At 38.2% G+C, this 19515-nt stretch carries 27 protein-coding genes and 1 pseudogene; 23 read left to right on the forward strand and 5 right to left on the reverse strand.

The features are described from left to right. The first annotated feature begins 197 nt into the window (after window positions 1–197). From NSQ23_RS07440 to NSQ23_RS07475, 8 genes are all read left to right on the forward strand, one after another. Window positions 198–3833, forward strand: coding sequence for a dynamin family protein (locus NSQ23_RS07440; RefSeq protein ID WP_339174106.1), 3636 nt, complete (start codon window positions 198–200; stop codon window positions 3831–3833). Continuing rightward, on the forward strand, window positions 3826–4098 hold the full coding sequence (locus tag NSQ23_RS07445) for a YpbS family protein (protein WP_077428423.1): 273 nt from the start codon (window positions 3826–3828) through the stop codon (window positions 4096–4098). The genes NSQ23_RS07440 and NSQ23_RS07445 overlap by 8 nt, the downstream gene beginning before the upstream one ends. Window positions 4099–4158: 60 nt before the next feature. Further along, window positions 4159–4299, forward strand: a complete 141-nt coding sequence (locus tag NSQ23_RS07450; RefSeq protein WP_088223298.1) for a hypothetical protein — start codon at window positions 4159–4161, stop codon at window positions 4297–4299. Window positions 4300–4349: 50 nt separating this feature from the next. Next, window positions 4350–4871, forward strand: coding sequence for a TlpA disulfide reductase family protein (locus NSQ23_RS07455; protein ID WP_077428422.1), 522 nt, complete (start codon window positions 4350–4352; stop codon window positions 4869–4871). 81 nt (window positions 4872–4952) lie between these two features. Beyond that, window positions 4953–5084: an FbpB family small basic protein gene (locus NSQ23_RS07460; protein WP_077428929.1), complete on the forward strand. Its 132-nt coding sequence runs from the start codon at window positions 4953–4955 to the stop codon at window positions 5082–5084. Window positions 5085–5118: 34 nt separating this feature from the next. Continuing rightward, the gene (locus NSQ23_RS07465) at window positions 5119–5262 is read left to right on the forward strand and encodes an acid-soluble spore protein N (protein WP_004890310.1); all 144 of its coding nucleotides are present in this window, start codon (window positions 5119–5121) and stop codon (window positions 5260–5262) included. Between the two features lie 124 nt (window positions 5263–5386). Then, a complete protein-coding gene (gene tlp, locus NSQ23_RS07470) occupies window positions 5387–5614 on the forward strand; it encodes a small acid-soluble spore protein Tlp (protein WP_339174111.1) in 228 nt (75 codons plus the stop codon). Window positions 5615–5706: 92 nt separating this feature from the next. After that, a complete protein-coding gene (locus NSQ23_RS07475; protein ID WP_004890314.1) occupies window positions 5707–6126 on the forward strand; it encodes a thioesterase family protein in 420 nt (139 codons plus the stop codon). Between the two features lie 18 nt (window positions 6127–6144). Here the strand turns inward: NSQ23_RS07475 and NSQ23_RS07480 are convergent, their stop codons facing one another. Further along, window positions 6145–6432 carry a HesB/YadR/YfhF family protein gene (locus NSQ23_RS07480; RefSeq protein WP_035018635.1) on the reverse strand — a complete coding sequence of 96 codons (288 nt, stop codon included), beginning with the start codon at window positions 6430–6432 and terminating at the stop codon, window positions 6145–6147. Window positions 6433–6596: 164 nt separating this feature from the next. Here NSQ23_RS07480 and NSQ23_RS07485 point away from each other — a divergent pair, with 164 nt between their 5' ends. The 8 genes from NSQ23_RS07485 (at window position 6597) to NSQ23_RS07520 (ending at window position 12788) form a co-directional block, all read left to right on the forward strand. Continuing rightward, window positions 6597–6728: a hypothetical protein gene (locus NSQ23_RS07485; protein ID WP_268915711.1), complete on the forward strand. Its 132-nt coding sequence runs from the start codon at window positions 6597–6599 to the stop codon at window positions 6726–6728. A gap of 24 nt (window positions 6729–6752) precedes the next feature. Next, window positions 6753–7691: a magnesium transporter CorA family protein gene (locus tag NSQ23_RS07490; protein WP_004890318.1), complete on the forward strand. Its 939-nt coding sequence runs from the start codon at window positions 6753–6755 to the stop codon at window positions 7689–7691. Between the two features lie 148 nt (window positions 7692–7839). Further along, the gene (locus NSQ23_RS07495) at window positions 7840–9276 is read left to right on the forward strand and encodes an NAD(P)/FAD-dependent oxidoreductase (RefSeq protein ID WP_339174116.1); all 1437 of its coding nucleotides are present in this window, start codon (window positions 7840–7842) and stop codon (window positions 9274–9276) included. Window positions 9277–9380: 104 nt separating this feature from the next. Continuing rightward, window positions 9381–10373 (forward strand): biotin synthase BioB, encoded by a 993-nt coding sequence (bioB, locus tag NSQ23_RS07500; RefSeq protein WP_339174333.1) that lies wholly within the window; start codon window positions 9381–9383, stop codon window positions 10371–10373. 83 nt (window positions 10374–10456) lie between these two features. Then, a complete protein-coding gene (locus tag NSQ23_RS07505; protein ID WP_339174118.1) occupies window positions 10457–10666 on the forward strand; it encodes a hypothetical protein in 210 nt (69 codons plus the stop codon). Between the two features lie 619 nt (window positions 10667–11285). Beyond that, complete coding sequence (locus NSQ23_RS07510) at window positions 11286–11459, forward strand: YozD family protein (protein ID WP_004890329.1); 174 nt, start codon at window positions 11286–11288, stop codon at window positions 11457–11459. A 97-nt stretch (window positions 11460–11556) separates the two neighbouring features. Further along, the gene (locus NSQ23_RS07515; RefSeq protein WP_339174121.1) at window positions 11557–12327 is read left to right on the forward strand and encodes a sporulation protein; all 771 of its coding nucleotides are present in this window, start codon (window positions 11557–11559) and stop codon (window positions 12325–12327) included. Between the two features lie 152 nt (window positions 12328–12479). Next, on the forward strand, window positions 12480–12788 hold the full coding sequence (locus NSQ23_RS07520; RefSeq protein ID WP_077428926.1) for a hypothetical protein: 309 nt from the start codon (window positions 12480–12482) through the stop codon (window positions 12786–12788). A 101-nt stretch (window positions 12789–12889) separates the two neighbouring features. Here the strand turns inward: NSQ23_RS07520 and NSQ23_RS07525 are convergent, their stop codons facing one another. Then, complete coding sequence (locus NSQ23_RS07525) at window positions 12890–13015, reverse strand: hypothetical protein (protein ID WP_255707113.1); 126 nt, start codon at window positions 13013–13015, stop codon at window positions 12890–12892. Between the two features lie 81 nt (window positions 13016–13096). Here NSQ23_RS07525 and NSQ23_RS07530 point away from each other — a divergent pair, with 81 nt between their 5' ends. From NSQ23_RS07530 to NSQ23_RS07540, 3 genes are all read left to right on the forward strand, one after another. After that, window positions 13097–13459, forward strand: a complete 363-nt coding sequence (locus tag NSQ23_RS07530) for a hypothetical protein (protein ID WP_339174123.1) — start codon at window positions 13097–13099, stop codon at window positions 13457–13459. 104 nt (window positions 13460–13563) lie between these two features. Beyond that, entirely contained in the window at window positions 13564–14268 is a 705-nt protein-coding gene (deoD, locus tag NSQ23_RS07535; RefSeq protein ID WP_004890338.1) for a purine-nucleoside phosphorylase, read from the forward strand. Window positions 14269–14341: 73 nt separating this feature from the next. Next, on the forward strand, window positions 14342–15145 hold the full coding sequence (locus NSQ23_RS07540; RefSeq protein WP_339174127.1) for a M15 family metallopeptidase: 804 nt from the start codon (window positions 14342–14344) through the stop codon (window positions 15143–15145). Window positions 15146–15147: 2 nt separating this feature from the next. On the opposite strand, the gene NSQ23_RS07545 is transcribed toward NSQ23_RS07540, so the two are convergent. Both NSQ23_RS07545 and NSQ23_RS07550 read right to left on the reverse strand, forming a co-directional pair. Continuing rightward, the gene (locus NSQ23_RS07545) at window positions 15148–15417 is read right to left on the reverse strand and encodes a hypothetical protein (protein WP_230456186.1); all 270 of its coding nucleotides are present in this window, start codon (window positions 15415–15417) and stop codon (window positions 15148–15150) included. Between the two features lie 142 nt (window positions 15418–15559). Next, window positions 15560–15793, reverse strand: a pseudogene (locus tag NSQ23_RS07550) (Na+/H+ antiporter NhaC family protein); the annotation flags it as partial. A 185-nt stretch (window positions 15794–15978) separates the two neighbouring features. Here NSQ23_RS07550 and NSQ23_RS07555 point away from each other — a divergent pair. From NSQ23_RS07555 to NSQ23_RS07570, 4 genes are all read left to right on the forward strand, one after another. After that, window positions 15979–16842, forward strand: coding sequence for a cation diffusion facilitator family transporter (locus tag NSQ23_RS07555; RefSeq protein WP_035018641.1), 864 nt, complete (start codon window positions 15979–15981; stop codon window positions 16840–16842). 21 nt (window positions 16843–16863) lie between these two features. Further along, window positions 16864–17763 carry an EamA family transporter RarD gene (gene rarD / locus NSQ23_RS07560; protein ID WP_339174130.1) on the forward strand — a complete coding sequence of 300 codons (900 nt, stop codon included), beginning with the start codon at window positions 16864–16866 and terminating at the stop codon, window positions 17761–17763. 104 nt (window positions 17764–17867) lie between these two features. Next, complete coding sequence (locus NSQ23_RS07565) at window positions 17868–17972, forward strand: YjcZ family sporulation protein (RefSeq protein WP_021094060.1); 105 nt, start codon at window positions 17868–17870, stop codon at window positions 17970–17972. A gap of 26 nt (window positions 17973–17998) precedes the next feature. Continuing rightward, a complete protein-coding gene (locus NSQ23_RS07570) occupies window positions 17999–18112 on the forward strand; it encodes a YjcZ family sporulation protein (RefSeq protein ID WP_006318569.1) in 114 nt (37 codons plus the stop codon). A gap of 27 nt (window positions 18113–18139) precedes the next feature. Here the strand turns inward: NSQ23_RS07570 and NSQ23_RS07575 are convergent, their stop codons facing one another. Continuing rightward, window positions 18140–19480, reverse strand: coding sequence for an MATE family efflux transporter (locus NSQ23_RS07575; protein ID WP_339174133.1), 1341 nt, complete (start codon window positions 19478–19480; stop codon window positions 18140–18142). Window positions 19481–19515 lie beyond the last annotated feature (35 nt).

Raw genomic sequence — 19515 nt, forward strand, 5'->3', positions numbered from 1 at the left:
GGGAGGCTTTTTTACTTAAATTGTTTTTAAGAAAAAACGGGATTTGTGTTTCGCAAATTGAACATTTTGTCGTACATCCAGGTGGTAAATTCGTGTAGAGGAACAGGCGCTACGTTTATTAAAATCTCCTCATAAGTAGGGGGATTTTATTTTTCTGTGAACTACAGTAAAATGAAGGTAGATTTTTTAAAAGGGGTATGGGGAAAATGCATATGACAAAAACACAATCATTGCAACAATGGTTATATCGTCTCATCGCACTTCATGACGAATTTATCAAAAGAGGTGACATGACTCAAGCAAATAAAACAAGACAATTAATTAAAAAAGTGTATCATAAAGAGTTTACGATTGCTCTTTGTGGACACTTTTCTGCAGGAAAATCTAGTTTAATTAATGAGTTGATCGGTGCTCAGCTTTTACCGTCTAGTCCAATTCCGACAAGTGCAAACCTTGTGAAAGTAAAAACAGGGAAACCGTATGCGCGTGTATATTATAAATCTGGCGAACGGATTGAATATACGGCTCCTTATGATTACGACGAAGTGAAAACGTTTTGTCGGGATGGCGACGCCATTGACATGATCGAGATTAGCGATGAAACAGAGGTGATTCCGTCCGGAATAGTACTTATGGATACACCAGGTATTGATTCAACCGATGATGCTCATCGCTTGGCGACAGAGTCGGCACTTCATTTAGCGGACGTCATATTTTATGTGATGGATTACAATCATGTTCAAGCGGAATTGAACTTCGAGTTTACGAAGCGTTTGTCACAGTATGGAAAAACGCTATACTTAGTTGTGAATCAAATTGATAAACATCGTGATGAAGAACTTCTATTTTCACAGTTTACTCGTTCTGTCGAGGAATCGTTTCAGCAGTGGGGCATCACATTTGAACGAATATTTTATACGTCGCTGAAACAAAAAGATAATATATACAACGAACTTGAGACATTAAAACAATTATTGCAGTCACTTTTTAATGAAAAAGAGGAACGACTTCATCAAAACATCCATATCGCTGTCGACCAAATGATCGACGACCATATGCAGATCGTCATCGCTCAACAGGAAGAAGAAAAGCGAAATATACGTCAGTTACTCTCGTTTGATCATGAACATGAGCTTCTTGCAAAACTTGAAGAAATCGAGCGAGTGATTGATCATATTCATACAACGTGGACAAATGCTAAGCAACATATTGAACAACAGTTGGAAACAACGTTACACAACGCATATGTGATGCCTTATGAAACACGAGAGTATGCGCGTGCCTATTTAGAAGCGTGTCAACCTGATTTTAAAGTCGGTTTTTTATTTACAAAGCAAAAAACAGAGGAAGAACGTAAAAAGCGGTTGCATGCGTTTTATGAAGATTTACATCAAAAAATCGAAAGTCAGCTTGAATGGCACATCCGTGACTTATTGAAGCAGTTTTATCAACAATATGATGTTCACGACCATGAATTATTGCATCGTATTCAACAATTAACCGTCCCGTTTTCAGAACAATGGATTGTTAAACGAAAACAAAATCAACCAGTTGTCACAGGCGATTATGTATTAACATATACGAACGACATAGCAAACGAAATGAAACGGTTATATCGCGATGCAGCTATTCAACTTGTCGAACAAATCATTGAGAAGGGAAAAGTACAACAGAAATTGAGTATGTATCAACAACAACTCAATAAGTTGATGGGGGAACGGGCATGCTGGGAGCAATTGAAGCAACTTGCTCGTGAGCGTGAACATACGCGTCAACAATTGCAAAAAGTCGTCGAAAATGCCAATTCGTTAAGCGATGATGCTGTTTATCCGTTTGTTCATGAGACGTTTACAATAAGAACAAGCAGTGAAAGCAAAGAAGAAGTTCCACATGGAAATGAATCAACGCAAGAACAACATCCAATTCAAACGGTGCAAATAGAAAATGAGACGACCGAGCAAATGATCGAAAAATTGCGGACGATTAGTCAAATGATCGCCCCAATTAAAGGAATGAAACAGCTAGCAAATGAAATGGAAGTAAAAGTTCAGCAGCTTCAACGACGGACGTTTACGATTGCTTTGTTTGGCGCCTTTAGCGCAGGAAAATCTTCATTTGCAAACGCGTTAATCGGTGAACATGTCTTACCTGTTTCGCCACATCCGACGACGGCAACTATTAACAAAATTGTTCCACCAACAGGTGATCGTCCGCATGGAACCGTTGTCGTACAAGTAAAAACGGAACAGCAGCTTTTAAACGATTTACAACACTCTTTGCGCTTTTTCGGTATGCAAGTTCATTCATTACAAGAGGCGATCGAAGAAAGTAAAAAAGCTATTCGTAATGAAGCTGTTGATGCTAAGGAACGAGTGCATTGGGCGTTTTTACAAGCCGTTGTGCGCGGGTATGAACAAATGAAAGAAAAGCTTGGACAATTGCTTACGATTTCACTTCAGCAATTTCATGAATATGTAGCGAATGAAACAAAATCGTGTTTTGTTGAATGGATTGAGCTATATTATGATTGCCCATTAACGCGTGAAAACATTATTCTTGTCGATACACCAGGCGCGGACTCTGTTAACGCTCGTCATACAGGAGTTGCATTTAACTACATTAAAAATGCTGATGCGATTTTCTTTGTCACATACTATAACCATGCGTTTTCAAAAGCGGATCGCGAATTTTTAATTCAGCTTGGTCGAGTAAAGGATACGTTTAGTTTAGATAAGATGTTTTTCATCATTAATGCAGCGGATTTAGCACATACAACAGAGGAATTACAAGCTGTTGTTCACTATGTGAAAGATCAGCTTTTACAATTTGGTATTCGTCATCCTCGTCTTTTTTCGCTATCAAGTAAATGGGCGCTCGCAGAAAAGAACGGAGAATTGTGGAAACATGATGTGCTATCCAATTCGGGAATGGACGCATTTGAGCAGGCGTTTTACCCGTTTATTCATCAAGAGCTTAGCTCGCTAGCGCTTGCTTCCGCTCGTTTGCAAATAAAACAAGCGCAAAAGCGACTAGCAGAATATATTGCAGAAGCAAAACAAAGCGATGAAACGAAACGTAAAAAGTTGCACATATTGCACCAAGAGCAACAACAGCTTGAGCGGATTATCGAACAATACGAAGCAAATCACGACGTTCATGCGATCGAGCAAGAATTAAATGAATTAGTTTATTATATTCAACAGCGCGTCTTTTTTCGTTTACCGGATTGGTTTAAAGAGTCGTTCAATCCCTCTGTTCTTCATGATCGACAGAGCAACATAAAAAAAGCGTTACAATTATGTTTGGATGAATTTTTATATTTCATTGGATTTGATTTGGCGCAAGAAATGCGTGCAACTAGTTTGCGAATCGAAGCATTTATAAGCAAACGTTATGATCTTCATTTTATGGCGTTAGAAAAACAATGGAAGGAAGTTCATGATCTCATTGTAACAAAAGCGGATCTTCCTGTTTTTCCAACAATGGAATTTCCACTTGCTTTTGAACAACTAGATCGCAACATATTTAAAAAGGCATTAGCGTTGTATAAAAACGCAAAATCATTTTTTGAAAAAGATGAAAAACGATTGATGAAAGAAGAATTGGAACGGCAATTGCATGAACCGGTAAAAGCATATATAACTGAGCAGAAAAAGCGTTTGCTTGTTCACTATAAGGAGCAATGGAATATAATGATTGAGCAACTTCACCATCATATGCGTGAGCAATTGAATGAACATTTCACCGGTTTAAGTGCTGCTTTAACAGCCCAAGCGTCAATAGATGAATTACAACATATTTATGACACGATTGGAGGAATGAATAATGACTGAAGTTCACCAAGCGATTACAGCGCATTCGCAAAAACAACACGCACTCGTTCGGGCATTTGTCGAGCTAAATACGAAACGGGAAACATATATTGAAGAAGCCATTGCCTTATGTCAACGAGGAGAGTCATTTTCTGTACAAAAAATTAATGAAGTGACAAAACAAATAAATGAACTAGCGAAAAATGGAATTGTACCACAGCGAAAATATGTAACAGTTGACATGGTAAAGGAGTATGTCCAAAAATTAAATAACAAATCGTCGTAGTGTGAAACGTCCCGTTCGCGCATACTATCTGTGCATCATGTATAAAAGGAGGATAAAGCGATGGGACGAACAAAATTTGGAAATGCTAATGCCCAACGAAATAATAATGCGAAGCATAAAAACGAATTAAAAACGGAATTTGCTTCATATGCTGAAGTGGAAGTAAAAAAAATGAGCAATGAGCATAAAAATATTCGATAAGGAGGCGCACATGCGCCTTTTCTTATGAGATGACAAATAGAAGGGTAGGTATGTTGATGAAAAAGTGGATGGCCATCATCGTTTTATTTAGTTTTTTTGCATATATGCTTTGGGAACATACGGCGGAGAGACAAACAATCAAAACAGGTATTCATATTGGCATGAAGGCCCCAAACTTTTCTTTAAAAACGATTGATGGGAAAACCGTACAACTTTCACAATTACGCGGAAAAGCAGTTATTGTGAATTTTTGGGCAACATGGTGTCCGCCTTGTCGTGCAGAAATGCCAGATATGCAGACATTTTATGAACAGTATTATAGACAAGTAGAAATTGTAGCCGTAAATGTGATGGTGCGAGATTCGCAAGAAAAAGTACGTGAGTTTATTAAGGATTACCATTTAACGTTTCCAGTTGTGCTAGATGTTGATGGCAATGTGATGAAACAATATGACATTCAACCGATTCCAACATCGTTTATTATCGACCGTCAAGGAATAATTCGCGAAAAACAAATCGGTCCTATGTCATATGAGCAAATGGTACAGTATGCAGAAAAATGGGGAAAATAGCCGAGGAGTCGGCTATTTTTTGTATATTTTTCATTATGTTTGGAAAAGATAGAAAAAAAACAAAAAGTAGGTGAATACATCATGCGAAAAATAAGAAAACGGACATTTGCAGAACTCGTCATGGAAAATAAAAGACAACTATTAAATGATGTCAGCGCATTAGAAAAACTGGAAGAAAAAATGGAAACACGTTGGCTTCATAAAGCAGAGTAATATAGCCATACTATGAGGGAGAGGGGGATGAAAAATGGGTAATCCAAAAAGTAATCAACAGCCATTTGTGCCGCAACATATCGGAACGAAACCGCGATCAGCAGGTGGCAATAAAGGAAAGCAAATGCAAGATCAATCTGGTCAACATCCACAAGTCATTCAAACGAAGGGTGAGTAAGGGCGAATATTCGCCCTTATTTAAGTTTACATAATCTTATTATGATAAACGAATTAACGTGCATAATATAGAAAAATCGTACATGATAAAGGATGTATATTTATTTCGATGAGGAGGATGAATAATGAAACTAAATTATGATGATCGTCGCGATAATGTAGAAAAGTTACAAGACATGGTAAAAAATACGCTTGAAAATATTGAAAAGATGGAAGAGTCAATGGCGTTTGTTAGTCCAGAGGAGCGGGAGAAAATTAGGGAAAAAAATCATCGCCGTGAAGAAGCAATTGAGGCGATGCGTGCAGAGATTAAAGACGAGGCAAGAGCACGAGAAAAAGGATACGAATTGTAAAAGCTGCATATGTGCGGCTCTTTTTTTTCTGCTTTTCCTATGTTTATGGTAAAATAGTGATAAAGTATCGTTATGTTGGAGAGTGGGAAATGATGGTCATTTCACAAAAAGAGATTGAAGTGCGTTACGCAGAAACGGATCAAATGGGGATTGTTTATCATGCGAATTACTTAATTTGGTTAGAAATAGGACGAGCTCATTTTATTCAACAGCTTGGTTTTCAATATGCTGATATGGAGAAAAGAGGGATTGTGTCCCCAGTTATTGATTTGCAAATTTCTTATAAGAAGCCGTTACGATACGGGGAAATAGCTACGATTAAAACGTGGGTGGAATCATATGATGGTATTCGGGTTGTTTATGGATACGAAGTATTGACCCCGACAAATGAAATCGCAGCAACAGCAACTTCAAAACATGTTTGTGTGACAAAAGAAACGTTTCAACCAGTTTTAATCAGAAAATATTTTCCAGATTGGCACGAGGCATACGAGCGGGCAAAAAAAAGATAAAGGCGGGATCCCCCGCTTTTATCTATATGTGAATACCGGCTCGTTTTGCTTTTCATCAAATTCAATATGTAAATCGTGACCGTCAAAATACCACATATCGTTTTGTTCAACAAAAAAGATGACGCCGTTCTTTTCTAGTGTAACTGCAGCATCGATCGGCTCTTCCTTATTTACTCCTAAAGAAAAACCTTTTTGTACATTGCTACATCCGCCATATCGAGCAAAAAAACGAACATAGTCCCCGCGCTGTAATTGAAGTTCTTCTTTATACCACTGAAATGCTTGATCACATATAAATATGTTCATGACATTCACCACCTTTCATAAATGATTATAAAAGAACGAGAAATATTTTTCTATTTTGTACATGCCATTCGAGAAAAAATAAAAAATGAACTATACAAATGGTGGCAAAACATGTATCATTAATCCGTAATGATTGTGAAAACGAAAGGAGTGACAGTTCCGTTATGAGCAGGGCGAACACGAATGAACCAGAACCAGCAATAATAGAGGAAGTAGCTTCGTTTTTTGGCGCTGGAACGTACTGCTCACAAACGAAACAGGCGCTCCAACGGCAAAAAAGTGGCGCTTACCTCTAGTAGAGAAGATAGGGGGATCACGCCATGATGAACATTTATTTATCGAATGACCAAGGAAAATTAGAAGAAATTCACGAACTAAAAAATGGTTGTTGGGTAAACCTCATTTCTCCAACGGAGAGTGAAATTCGCTACATTGCAGAACATCTCAATATTCCCATCGATTCTATTAAAGATGCACTCGATGATGAAGAGCGTTCACGCATCGAAAAAGAGGATAACCATGTACTCATCATCGTAGACATCCCAATTATTACGTACGATGAAGGAAATATTCCAACATATGAAACCATTCCAATTGGAATGATTATTACAAATACATGTTTTATCACCGTTTGCCTTCAAGAAAACCCGATTTTTGAAGAGTTTACAAAGAACAAGGTGAAAAATTTTTATACGTATATGAAAACGCGTTTTGCGTTACAAATGTTATATATGATTTCTACGTATTATTTAAGATATTTAAAGCAAATTAATCGAAAAACGAGCGAAATTGAAAAACAGCTACATCAATCGATGCAAAATAAAGAGTTGTTTTCTTTGCTTAGTTTAGAAAAAAGCCTTGTTTATTTTACGACATCGTTAAAAGCGAACAATATTGTGATGGAACGATTGCTTCGTTTAAATTATTTACGGATGTATGAGGATGATCAAGAATTGTTAGAGGATGTCATTATTGAAAACAAGCAAGCTATTGAAATGACAGAAGTATATAGCAGCATTTTAAGTGGAATGATGGATGCCTTCGCTTCTGTTATTTCAAACAACTTAAACATCGTCATGAAATTTTTAGCTGCGATTACAATTGTTATTTCCTTTCCAACGATGGTAACAAGTTTTTATGGAATGAACGTTCCGATTCCGTATCAAGATAAACCGTATGCATATTTAGTTGCTTTAGGCATTTCCTTCGTGCTTTCAAGTATTACGGCGTTTGTTTTTTGGAAGAAACGTTACTTTTAGCGAGGACGGTGTTAGCCGTTCTTTTTTTTATATGTTGAGATAATACGAACATTAAATGATTTTTTTGAAAAAAAGATCGCTTTTTATTGACTGATTATATGTTATTTAGTATATTAACATTCGGAAAAAGGAAGGTGAGGGGTGAATGATGAACAATCGTTACGATGTAATTGTTGTTGGAGCAGGTCCGACAGGGATTTTCACTTGTTATGAATTGACATTAAAACTACGAGGGGCACGGGTGCTGTTAGTTGATAAAGGGCACGATATTTATAAACGAAATTGTCCGATTTTGCAGAAGAAGATTGAAAAATGTCCGCCACCAGTTGGAAAAAAAGATTACGCAGGTTGTTTACCTGCTTGTTCGATTACAAATGGATTTGGTGGGGCAGGAGCTTATTCCGATGGTAAGTTTAACATTACGAGCGAGTTTGGTGGATGGATGACAGACTATTTACCTGATTCAACGGTGTTACAACTCATTCGTTATGTGGACGAAATTAACTTGAAACATGGTGCAACGCATACATTGACCGATCCATTGACAGATGAAGTGAGAAAAATCGAAAAGCGTGCTTATGCTGCTGGATTGAAATTGTTGCGCGCACAAGTTCGTCATCTCGGTACAGAACAAAATTTAGAAATTTTAAAGAGCATATATGAATATTTACGTACCCATATTGATATGATGTTCAAAACGGAAGTAAGCGATATTTTGACGGAAAAAATAAATGGCGCGCATCATGTAAAAGGAATTCAATTAAAAAATGGACATATGCTATATGCCGATCGTGTCGTCATCGCTCCAGGACGTGATGGCTCTGCTTGGTTAACAAACATATTGAAGCGTCGTGGGTTGAAAATGATCAATAATCAAGTCGATATTGGCGTTCGTGTCGAAACGTCTAACGTCGTTATGGAGGAAATTAATACACATTTGTATGAGGGGAAATTTATTTTTAACACATCCGTCGGAACACAAGTTCGGACATTTTGTAGTAACCCTTCTGGTCATGTTGTTGTCGAAAATCATTCAGGAATTATGCTTGCAAATGGTCATGCGTATAAAGACCCGAAACTAGGAAGCAACAATACAAACTTTGCTCTTCTTGTTTCTCATAAATTTTCAGATCCGTTCGATCAACCGAACGAATACGCCCATCAAATTTCTCGTTTAGCGAATGCATTATCTAACGGCGGCATTATTGTACAAAAATACGGAGATATTTTAAAAGGGAGACGCTCAACAGAAAAACGGATTAAAGAAGGCTTCATCGAACCAACGTTAAAGGAGGCTGTTCCTGGAGATTTAGGGCTCGTTCTTCCATATAACACAATGAAAAGTTTAATTGAAATGACAGAAGCGCTAAACGCTGTAACCCCAGGCATTGCTTCAGAACATACACTTTTTTACGGAGTAGAGGCAAAGTTTTATTCTGCCCGTCCAAAATTAAATGAACGTTTCGAAACAGAAATCTCAGGGCTATATGTTGGAGGAGACGGCGCAGGAATTACACGCGGTCTGGCGCAAGCAGGGGCATGTGGGGTATGGATTGCCCGAAATATTGTCGAAACGTCTAACTAGCGAAGGTTGTTCGCTAGTTTTTTTGTTAACTTAAATAAAAATAATGTTGACATATAACCTCTAATAGAATACGATTATTGGTAATTAGAAGTAAAAGGGGGAGAATAATGGATTGGTTACTATTAGCAAATCGTGTGTTAGATGGGGGAGACATTACAGATGATGAGGCGCTTGCAATATTAAATTGTCCCGATGATGAGCTATTGCTATTGTTGCAAGGTGCTTATCGCATCCGTAAAACGTACTACGGAAATAAAGTGAAATTAAATATGATTATGAATGCAAAGTCGGGATTGTGTCCGGAAAATTGCGGATATTGTTCCCAATCTTCTATATCAACAGCCCCGATTCCGACATATAAAATGGTAAACAAAGAGACAATTTTGCAAGGTGCAAAGCGGGCGTATGAGGGCAAAATAGGAACATACTGCATCGTTGCAAGCGGAAGAGGACCGAGCGATAAAGAAATTGATATCGTTGTATCTGCGGTTAAAGAAATTAAAGAAACGTACGGCTTAAAAGTATGTGCCTGTTTAGGAATACTAAAGCCAGAACAAGCGTTGCGCTTAAAAGAAGCAGGTGTAGATCGCTACAATCATAATATTAATACGTCAAAGGAACATCATCCTCATATTACGACTTCCCATACATACGATGATCGGGTACGTACGGTAGAAACGGTCAAGGAAGCAGGGATGTCTCCGTGTTCAGGGGTGATTATCGGTATGAAAGAAACAAAACAAGATGTAATCGCAATGGCGAGAAGTTTAAAAGCGTTAGACGCGGATTCGATCCCTGTAAATTTCCTTCATGCGATTGATGGAACGCCGTTAGAGGGGACAAAAGAACTACACCCGCGTTACTGCTTAAAAGTATTAGCATTATTTCGATACATTAACCCTACGAAAGAAATTCGTATTTCTGGAGGGAGAGAAGTAAACTTACGTAGTTTGCAACCACTCGGCTTGTATGCTGCGAACTCCATTTTTGTTGGCGATTACTTAACGACTGCCGGACAAGAAAAACATGCTGATTTTCAAATGCTTGAAGATTTAGGATTTGATATTGATTTTGCCCCAGCATCTTATGCGAGATAAAAAAGCCGACGTTGTGTGTCGGCTTTTTTATCTGTACATATACTATTACTAATTACGATGCTCAACATTGGAGTGAAGTTCATGTGATATCTCGAAAATTTGAAAACGAGCGATTGCGTCGAAAACAAGAAGAAAAAGAGATTATTGACGGTTTACTAGATATTTATAACGATTACAAGTGGTTGTACGAACGATTTGGTGATGAACAGTACGAACAGATGATGGAACAAATCATTGAGCAATTAAAAAAGTTTACCCGACGGAGACGACGCGAGTCAACTACCCCCACTTAGCTAACGCTTGAAGTGGGGGCTTGCAACTCCCCAGAAGTGCAAACGGACTTTGTCCTCCTTCCTTGACTTGGGGTTGCATCAGGGGCAGGTTGACGACTACCCAACGACGCAGGTCATGCCCGCATCGTTACCGATTCTCTCGGCATGTCTGTTGGCAGTACTTGGCTTCCACACACAACAGACGGACCCACGCTCGATGTTTTACGGTTACAACGTTTCCTGTAACCAACTCCATACATCGAGTAGCAGTTACTGGAGTGCCTTTATTAAACGGTTTTCTCCACGCCTCTATTATATCATACACAAAAGAAAGAGGGAACGCGCATTCCTCTCCCACTTACTCCCTTTGTTCGTTGAAGTGGGAGTCTCCTGCGCGAAATAGGATGAAATTATATGCATTGCGATAATACGTATATGAAATAAGGAATACAGAAAAGGAGTATGATATAGAATAATACATTCGTGATCGTTTCCATCCATCGATCGATTCGTTCGTTCATAAGCTTGCCCTCCGTTCCTTTTTACCTTCAACGTATGTGTACATAGCGGTAAATATACATAAAAACGGCTGACATAAATGGATCATTTTTTCATAACATAATACAAAGGGGGCGATGTTGTGAAAGAAATTGAAGTTGTGATCGATACGGAGGAAATTGCGGAGTTCTTTTACAATGAACTTGTTCGGCGAGGGTTTGTCCCAACAGAGCGTGAAATGGAAGAAATAGCAGATATTATGTTTGATTATTTGATCGAAAAAAGTATTATTGATGAGGAAGTAATTGATGAATAAAACGGCGGATGTCCCGTCGTTTTTTGCTTGAAATTTGAAACATTTTCTTTTTTTATTCGTACAACATAGTGTACTGATAAATAAGAGGAGGGTTTTTATGGGTCTGTTTAATAAAGTTTTAGCGAGTATTGGGATTGGTGCGGCGAAAGTAGATACAAAGTTGCATGAGTCACATTTATTGCTCGGTGAAAGTGTGACTGGGGTTGTAGAGGTAACGGGAGGAAATATAGAACAACAAATTGATGATATATATTTATCTCTCTGCGCTACATACACAAAAGAAGTAGATGATCGCAAAGTAACGAAGCAAGCAATTATTGAAAAATGGAAAATCGCCCAATCATTCAAAATTCGTGCTGGAGAAAAGAAAGAATTTCCATTTTCTTTTCCCCTTCCGCTTGACACACCAATTACAGTTGGAAAAACAAGAGTGTGGTTACACACAGGACTTGACATAAAAAATGCTGTCGATCCGACAGATGAAGATTACATTCGTGTTCAACCTAATCGGATGATGAACGAAGTATTTCGTGTGGTGGAAAACTTAGGCTTCCGCTTAAAAGAAGCCGAGTGCAAAGAAGCTGCCTACCATGTCCGTAAACGACTCCCTTTTGTTCAAGAATTTGAATTTGTACCGATTAGCGGGGAATTTCGCGGGAAGTTGGATGAAGTAGAAATCATCTTTTTCCCACATGCGCTAGATGAATGTGAATTGCTTATACAAGTCGATCGACGAGCGCGTGGGTTAGCTGGATTATTTGCAGAGGCGCTTGATTTAGATGAAACATTTATTCGCATCACAATCCGTGAACAACATATGCACACATTACAAACAGATCTTGCTTCACTCATTCGCCGATACGCTTAAAACTTAAAAAGATTGGGGATTCCCAATCTTTTTATTATGTCGGAATTTTTATATATATTCGACAAAAATAGTAAAAAAACGCAAAAGGAATCGACAAAACGAATCGCTAATAGTTACAAAAAGAAAAAAGGGAGTGGATATTGGTGATTCGGATGTTTATGGAGAAAATATTAAAATCAACGCAATGTTATGATGTAACGCTTTTTCAAACCCCACAATTTGGTCAAATAAAAGGGTATCGGCAAGTATATCGCTTAACAGTAAACGGAGAAGATCACGATGACGTATTAGCAGAAGTTTATCGAATATTTAACGTTCCTGATCTAGTGCCGAAAGATTATGATGCACGCTATGTAGGGACAGGCGACATCTTGCTCATTGACGAAGGAAGATATGGACAATTTTTTTATCGCTTAAGCCCAGATGGATGGGAGCGTATTCACCGTATGCATGTGCGTTAAAAAATGTCTTTAAATGTTCACAAAATTGTGCTATATTGTATATAGACAATGAGCACAAGGTTAGAGTATGATAAAAAATTCCCCTTGTGCGTGCAAGGGGATTATTTTTTTCGTTTATCAGCATTGTACTCTTTATCGTGTGCTTCAGCTTCAGCGATCAATGTTTCTTTCGGAACATGGTTATTTTTCTTTGGGCTATTGATGCGGTTACGATGTTTTTTTCCCAATTGGAAACCTCCTTTACGTGTAGTTACATCCATTAACATCGACAACATCATAAAAAATATACATACAGGGTGGGAAAAACGATGTTTGCATTTATGATTTCTTCCATCGTCGGGATTGTCGCGATTTTTTGTTCCTTGTTTATTAAATTCGAATTAGAGCGGCTCATTGGGTGGAGAAAGAAAATTTTCTTCCTTCATTTGGCAAACATTAGCTTCACTAACGTGGTTATTGCAAGCGCTTACTATGTGTTTAGTGGGATGTTTGAAACAAGCGAGCACCCATTTTACCTCATTTATTTAGCGTCTTTAGAAGCGATGTTACCAATTTATGTTGTTTGTTATTTAATATATGAACATTATGAGCAAGCGAAGAAAAAATATGTTGTAAGTGAAGATAAAAAGGTTTTATACGTGAAACCGAAGTATTTTCGCAAAATGTCGTAAAGGGGGAATCCCCTCTTTTTTTATACATGAAAAACAATGTTTTAGTGAAATATAGGAGTGTGGTATAGTATATATGCAACGATAAAGATTAAAGGAGGATACATATGAGTGTTCATATTGGAGCAAAAGAACACGAGATTGCAGATAAAATTTTACTTCCAGGAGATCCACTTCGCGCAAAATATATCGCTGAAACGTTTTTAGAGGGAGCTACTTGCTATAACCAAGTTCGCGGAATGCTTGGATTTACCGGTACATATAAAGGGCATCGTATTTCCGTTCAAGGAACAGGGATGGGGGTTCCGTCTATCTCTATCTATATTACTGAACTGATGCAAAGCTACAACGTTCAAACATTAATTCGCGTCGGAACATGTGGGGCGATCCAGAAAGATGTCAAAGTTCGTGATGTCATTTTAGCAATGGCATCTTCAACAGATTCTCAGATGAATCGCATGACATTTGGAGGGATTGATTACGCTCCAACGGCTAACTTTGACTTGTTGAAAACAGCGTATGAAATTGGAAAAGAAAAAGGATTACAATTAAAAGTTGGTAGTGTATTTACGGCGGACATGTTTTATAATGAAAATGCACAATTTGAAAAACTAGCACGATACGGTGTACTGGCTGTAGAGATGGAAACAACAGCGCTTTATACATTAGCCGCTAAATTTGGCAGAAAAGCATTATCGGTATTAACAGTAAGCGATCACATTTTAACAGGGGAAGAGACAACGGCTGAAGAGCGCCAAACAACATTTAACGAAATGATCGAAGTTGCTCTTGAAACAGCGATTCGCCAATAAACTAAAAAATAAAGAAAGCTCCTGCGAATCATTTTCCTCGCGGAGCTTTCTTCTATTCGTGAGGGAGAAAAAGATGAAAAAATGGTTATGTTGTTTTTTGATAATAACTAGTGGCTGTCAATCCTTTGGATCACTTGAACCTGAACAAAAACCGTCTAAACCCCCCGTACAAGTTGAAGAGCCATCTTCTGAAGCACCGATACCATCTTCTGAAACGAAGGAACAAGAAGAGCTTGTACTTGAAGAGAGATTTTGGAATCAAATCGAAGTGCAAAATGGGGTAAAAGTCATCATAAATCCAGATAATATACTAGCTTTAGTAAATAAGGAGCAGCAATTACCTGCTGACTATAAGCCGGCTGACTTAGTTGTTCCAAATGTTCCGTTTACATTTAAAGAAACGGATGTTGAAAAACGACACATGCGTGCAGAAGCTGCAAAAGCGTTAGAATCGATGTTTACAGCAGCGAAACAACAACAAGTTTTGTTATATGCTGTATCTGGCTATCGTTCGTATGAACGGCAACAACAGTTGTTTACATTTGAAGTTCAACGATTAGGAGAAGAAAAGGCCGTCGTTGCTGTTGCGATGCCTGGGAAAAGTGAACATCAAACCGGATTAGCGATGGATATTACAAGTCCGAGTGTTCAATATACCATTACCCCTGCTTTTGGTGACACGCGAGAAGGAAAGTGGGTAGCTGAGCATGCGCATGAATTTGGTTTTATTATTCGCTATCCGAAAGGAAAAGAGCATATTACAAAATATCAATACGAGCCTTGGCATTTGCGTTATGTCGGCGTGAAGGCAGCCAAAATTATTTATGAAAAACAAATCACGCTAGAGGAATATTTTCAAATTGTAAAGAAAATATAAAGTTATACACATTTGAATACACGATATTGTTCAAACACACGAGCAAGTTTTGTAGAAATATAAATGTATATTTCTGACCGATATACTGCACTTAGTGCTTGACGGAAATGCATTTGTTTAACGAATAAATCAATTTGATGTTTAGCGTATTTCATCGCCTGGTGTTGTGAAATAATTTGTTTTTTCATAATTTTTAACTCAATTTCTGTCAATAAGGAGACAGAAAAGCGAAGGATTGCTGCCTCTGTTTGGTCGATAAATTGCGAAATCATCGTTATCATTCCTCCTTCGAGCGTATTTACAATTTCGAAATATACTTTACAATACATTAACATATTTCGTTTAAAAAAAATGTCGGAATGTGCGCCGAAATTTCGACAAAAAGGGAGCTACTGTTTGAAAGTAGCTCCCTTTTTATAACACAATTGCTGCGATCCATGCGAAAATAATAACGGGAATATTGTAGTGAATAAATGTTGGAACACATGTATCCCAAATATGGTGATGTTGACCATCAACATTTAAACCCGATGTTGGGCCGAGTGTGCTATCAGAGGCAGGTGATCCAGCATCACCAAGTGCACCAGCAGCACCAATAATCGCAATCGTTGCCATCGGACTAAGCCCAAGTTTCATACAAATTGGTAGAGTGATGAAACATCAAACACTTTATCACATTTTTTTATTAGACGTCAACAGTAAATTTGGTTAAAGGCAATGTTATTGCATGTTTCCTACTGTTCTTCAATGAACCAATTTTGTTGCTATAGACCCACACGATGTACGCTTGGTACAATGTTAACGCAAAAATGATTGAGAAGTTGGTGGAGCATATGACACAAATGAAGCCTGAGATAGGGGCATGGGTAAGTATTGGTGCTTATATTGTTTTATCTTTAACTAAGTTGTACGTCGGATATATGTCAAGTTCTGAAGCATTAAAAGCAGATGGGTGGAATAATTTTACTGATATTCTTGCTTCTATCGCCATTTTAATCGGATTACTCATCGCAAAAAAACCTCGTGATGATAACCATCCGTATGGCCATTCGCGTGCAGAACATATTTCTTCTTTAATCGCAGCGTTTATTATGATGTCTATCGGATTAGACGTATTAGTAAACGCCGTGCAAACGTTGAAGGAAGGGGAGTATGTAAAGCCGGATTTAGTAGCAGTATGGACGGCTGGCGTTTCAGCCGTATTTATGTTTGCTGTATATATGTTCAATAAGCGTTTAGCTATCGTCACAAATAGCCAAGCGCTTGCCGCTGCTGCCAAAGATCATTTGTCCGATGTACTTGTTAGTGTAGGAACCATTGTTGGTGTGATAGGTGCCCAGTTACAGATGCGTTGGCTCGACCCTGTCACCGCTTTTGTTATTGGATTTATCATTTGCAAGACCGCATGGGGCATTTTTAAAGAGGCGTCTCATATGTTGACGGATGGGTTTGATGACAAAACGCTACAAAAGTATAAACAGGACATTGAGCATATTAACGGCGTGGAGCAGGTGGTAGATATTAAGGGGAGAATGTATGGCAATGATGTTGTCATAGACGTTATTATTTGTGTCGCCCCGCATTTAAATGTTGTAACAAGTCACGACATTGCGGATCAAGTTGAGCGTTTGCTTGAACAAAAATATGGCGTTGTTTATGCTCATGTGCATATCGAGCCGTATGAGCATGAGGATTGAGATGAAGGAAGGAGCTGCAAAATGGAAAATAGAAAACTCGGCACGATCTATGCCCTGCTCGCTTATGTATTGTGGGGAATATTGCCTTTGTATTGGAAATTACTCGAATATATCGAGGCGAAGGAAATTTTATCTTATCGTATTGTTGCTTCATTTTTTTTTATGATTGCGTTGTTGATCGTTCAAAAAAATTGGTCTACATTTTTGCATACATGTCGATTGTTATGGCGAGAAAAAAAGCGTGCCATCGCTTTAATCGTTGCATCGCTACTTATTAGCGTTAATTGGTTTATTTACATATGGGCTGTCAACCATAATCATATGGTTGAAGCAAGTTTAGGATATTATATGAATCCATTGTTAAACGTATTGTTAGGTATCGTTGTATTAAAAGAGCGTCTTTACAAATGGCAGGCAGTATCGTTTATTCTAGCAGCTGCTGGAGTTTTACTTATGACGATTGAATATGGAAAAATCCCATGGGTTGCGCTTTCACTTGCCTGTAGCTTTGCGCTATATAGTCTTGTGAAAAAAGTGATTTCGATTGACGCAACAATTGGTTTGACTGTTGAGACGATGGTTGTGACTCCTTTTGCGCTCATATTCATTATACACTCGTTTGGACAGCTAAACGTTGCTTCTTTTTCGTTTGCAACGATGTTATTGCTTGTAGGGGCTGGTCCAGCGACTGCCTTGCCCCTTTTATATTTTGCCAAGGGGGCTCAGCATATTTCGTTAACCTTTTTAGGATTTTTGCAATATATTTCACCAACGTTAAGTTTACTTCTTGGTGTGTTTTTGTTTCACGAGCCGTTTACAAACGCTCACATGTATGCATTTGGTTGTATTTGGACGGCTTTGCTTTTATTTTCACTTTCAAGCACATGGGAGAAACGAAGAGAAAAATCATTAAACGCATAACGTCTGTCGGTGAGACAGGCGTTTTTTTACCCATTTTTTCAAAAACCATAACGTTTTCCCTAGTCGTTGAATAGGTTGTTAGTACAAGAAGGAGGTGTCAGAAGATGAGTGGAGGACATCATCACGGCGGTGGTTTCGCGTTAATTGTTGTATTGTTTATATTGTTAATCATTGTTGGTAGTGCTTATATTGGTGGCTGGGGATATTAATTAAACGATAAAGGAGGAAATGCATCATGTACGGATATGGCTATGGATATGGATATGGTTATCCAGGATACGGAAAAACATTTGTGCTCATCGTCGTACTTTTTATCTTGCTTATTATCGTCGGTGCAGCTTGGTGCTAAAAAGCAAGAGGGGGCTCCCTCTTGCTTTTATATATGTTTCCATTTTTGTCGTAACCGTACGAATAACAATATGGCACCTGAGGCTAAACCGGTAATAAGACCGATCCAATATCCAAACGGTCCAGCAGTTGTATAATGAGCGAATATATATCCGACAGGCAAACCGACGAACCAATACGACACGAGCGCAATGAAAAATGGGAAACGAACATCTTTATAACCACGTAACGCTCCTTGGATCGGAGCGGCAACGGCATCTGAGAATTGAAAAAATAAAACATATAACAAGAACTGCTTCGTCCATTGCAAAACGTGTTCATCATTCGTATATAGGAAAGCGATCGGTTCACGAAATAATAGTAGAACGATAGAGGCAACAATAGCCATCATTACAGCAGATGAAATGCCGATGATACAATAACGTTTGGCATGTTCTGAGCGACTAGCACCTACTTCAAAACCAACAATAATTGTTAAAGTAAGCGAAATGCTTAGTGGAATCATATATAAAAGTGAACCGAAATTTAATGCTGCTTGATGAGCGGCGATTGCCGTTGTTCCAAATTGACTCATTAACAACGTGACAGCAGAAAAAATACTCGTTTCAAAAAAGATCGCTAGTCCAATAGGTGTACCGATCAAAATTAATTGCTTCCAAATGGATAACGAGATCGGATGAAATTTCTTAAGTATATTGTACGTTGAAAAAGGTTTACGAAAGCGAACGAGCAAAAACGCACATAGTAACAAGCAACAATACGTGATGCTTGTGGCATATCCTGCACCGACTCCCCCGAATGCGGGGATACCCCATCGTCCGAAAATGAATATATCGTTTAGTAAAACGTTTAAAGGGAGTGAGCATAACGTTAACATCATTGTAACCTTTGTTTGACCGAGGGCATCCATAAAGGAGCGGAGAACGTAATAAATAAAAATTGGGATAATGCCAATACATAATGCTTTCAAATATTCATAAGCAACAACTTGCACATCATGTTCGATCGGCATATGTTGCAGTAAAAAAGGAACGAGATAATAAATGATTGCAAGTACAAAGAAGGCAAAGGTGATCGCTAAGTATATTGCTTGTTCTACCGTTCGAGTAATGCGTTCACTATCTTTTGCTCCGAATGCTTGGGCGACGATCGGAGTTAAACCAGTTAACACCCCTCCAACTCCTGTGAATAGAGCAACCCAAATGTTTGAACCAATGGCTACACCAGCTAAATCAATTGCGCGATATTTTCCCGTCATCATGACATCAAAAAAATTCATCATATATAAGCTGATTTGGGCAAGAAAAACAGGAATTAGTATATGTAAGAACTGTTTTATTTTTTCTTTTAACGTATATGTTTCTTTCATTTTTCCCTCCAAAAATACGTGTAAAAATATAGACA

The organism is Anoxybacillus sp. FSL W8-1294, from assembly GCF_037965005.1.
Classification (GTDB): domain Bacteria; phylum Bacillota; class Bacilli; order Bacillales; family Anoxybacillaceae; genus Anoxybacillus; species Anoxybacillus flavithermus_G.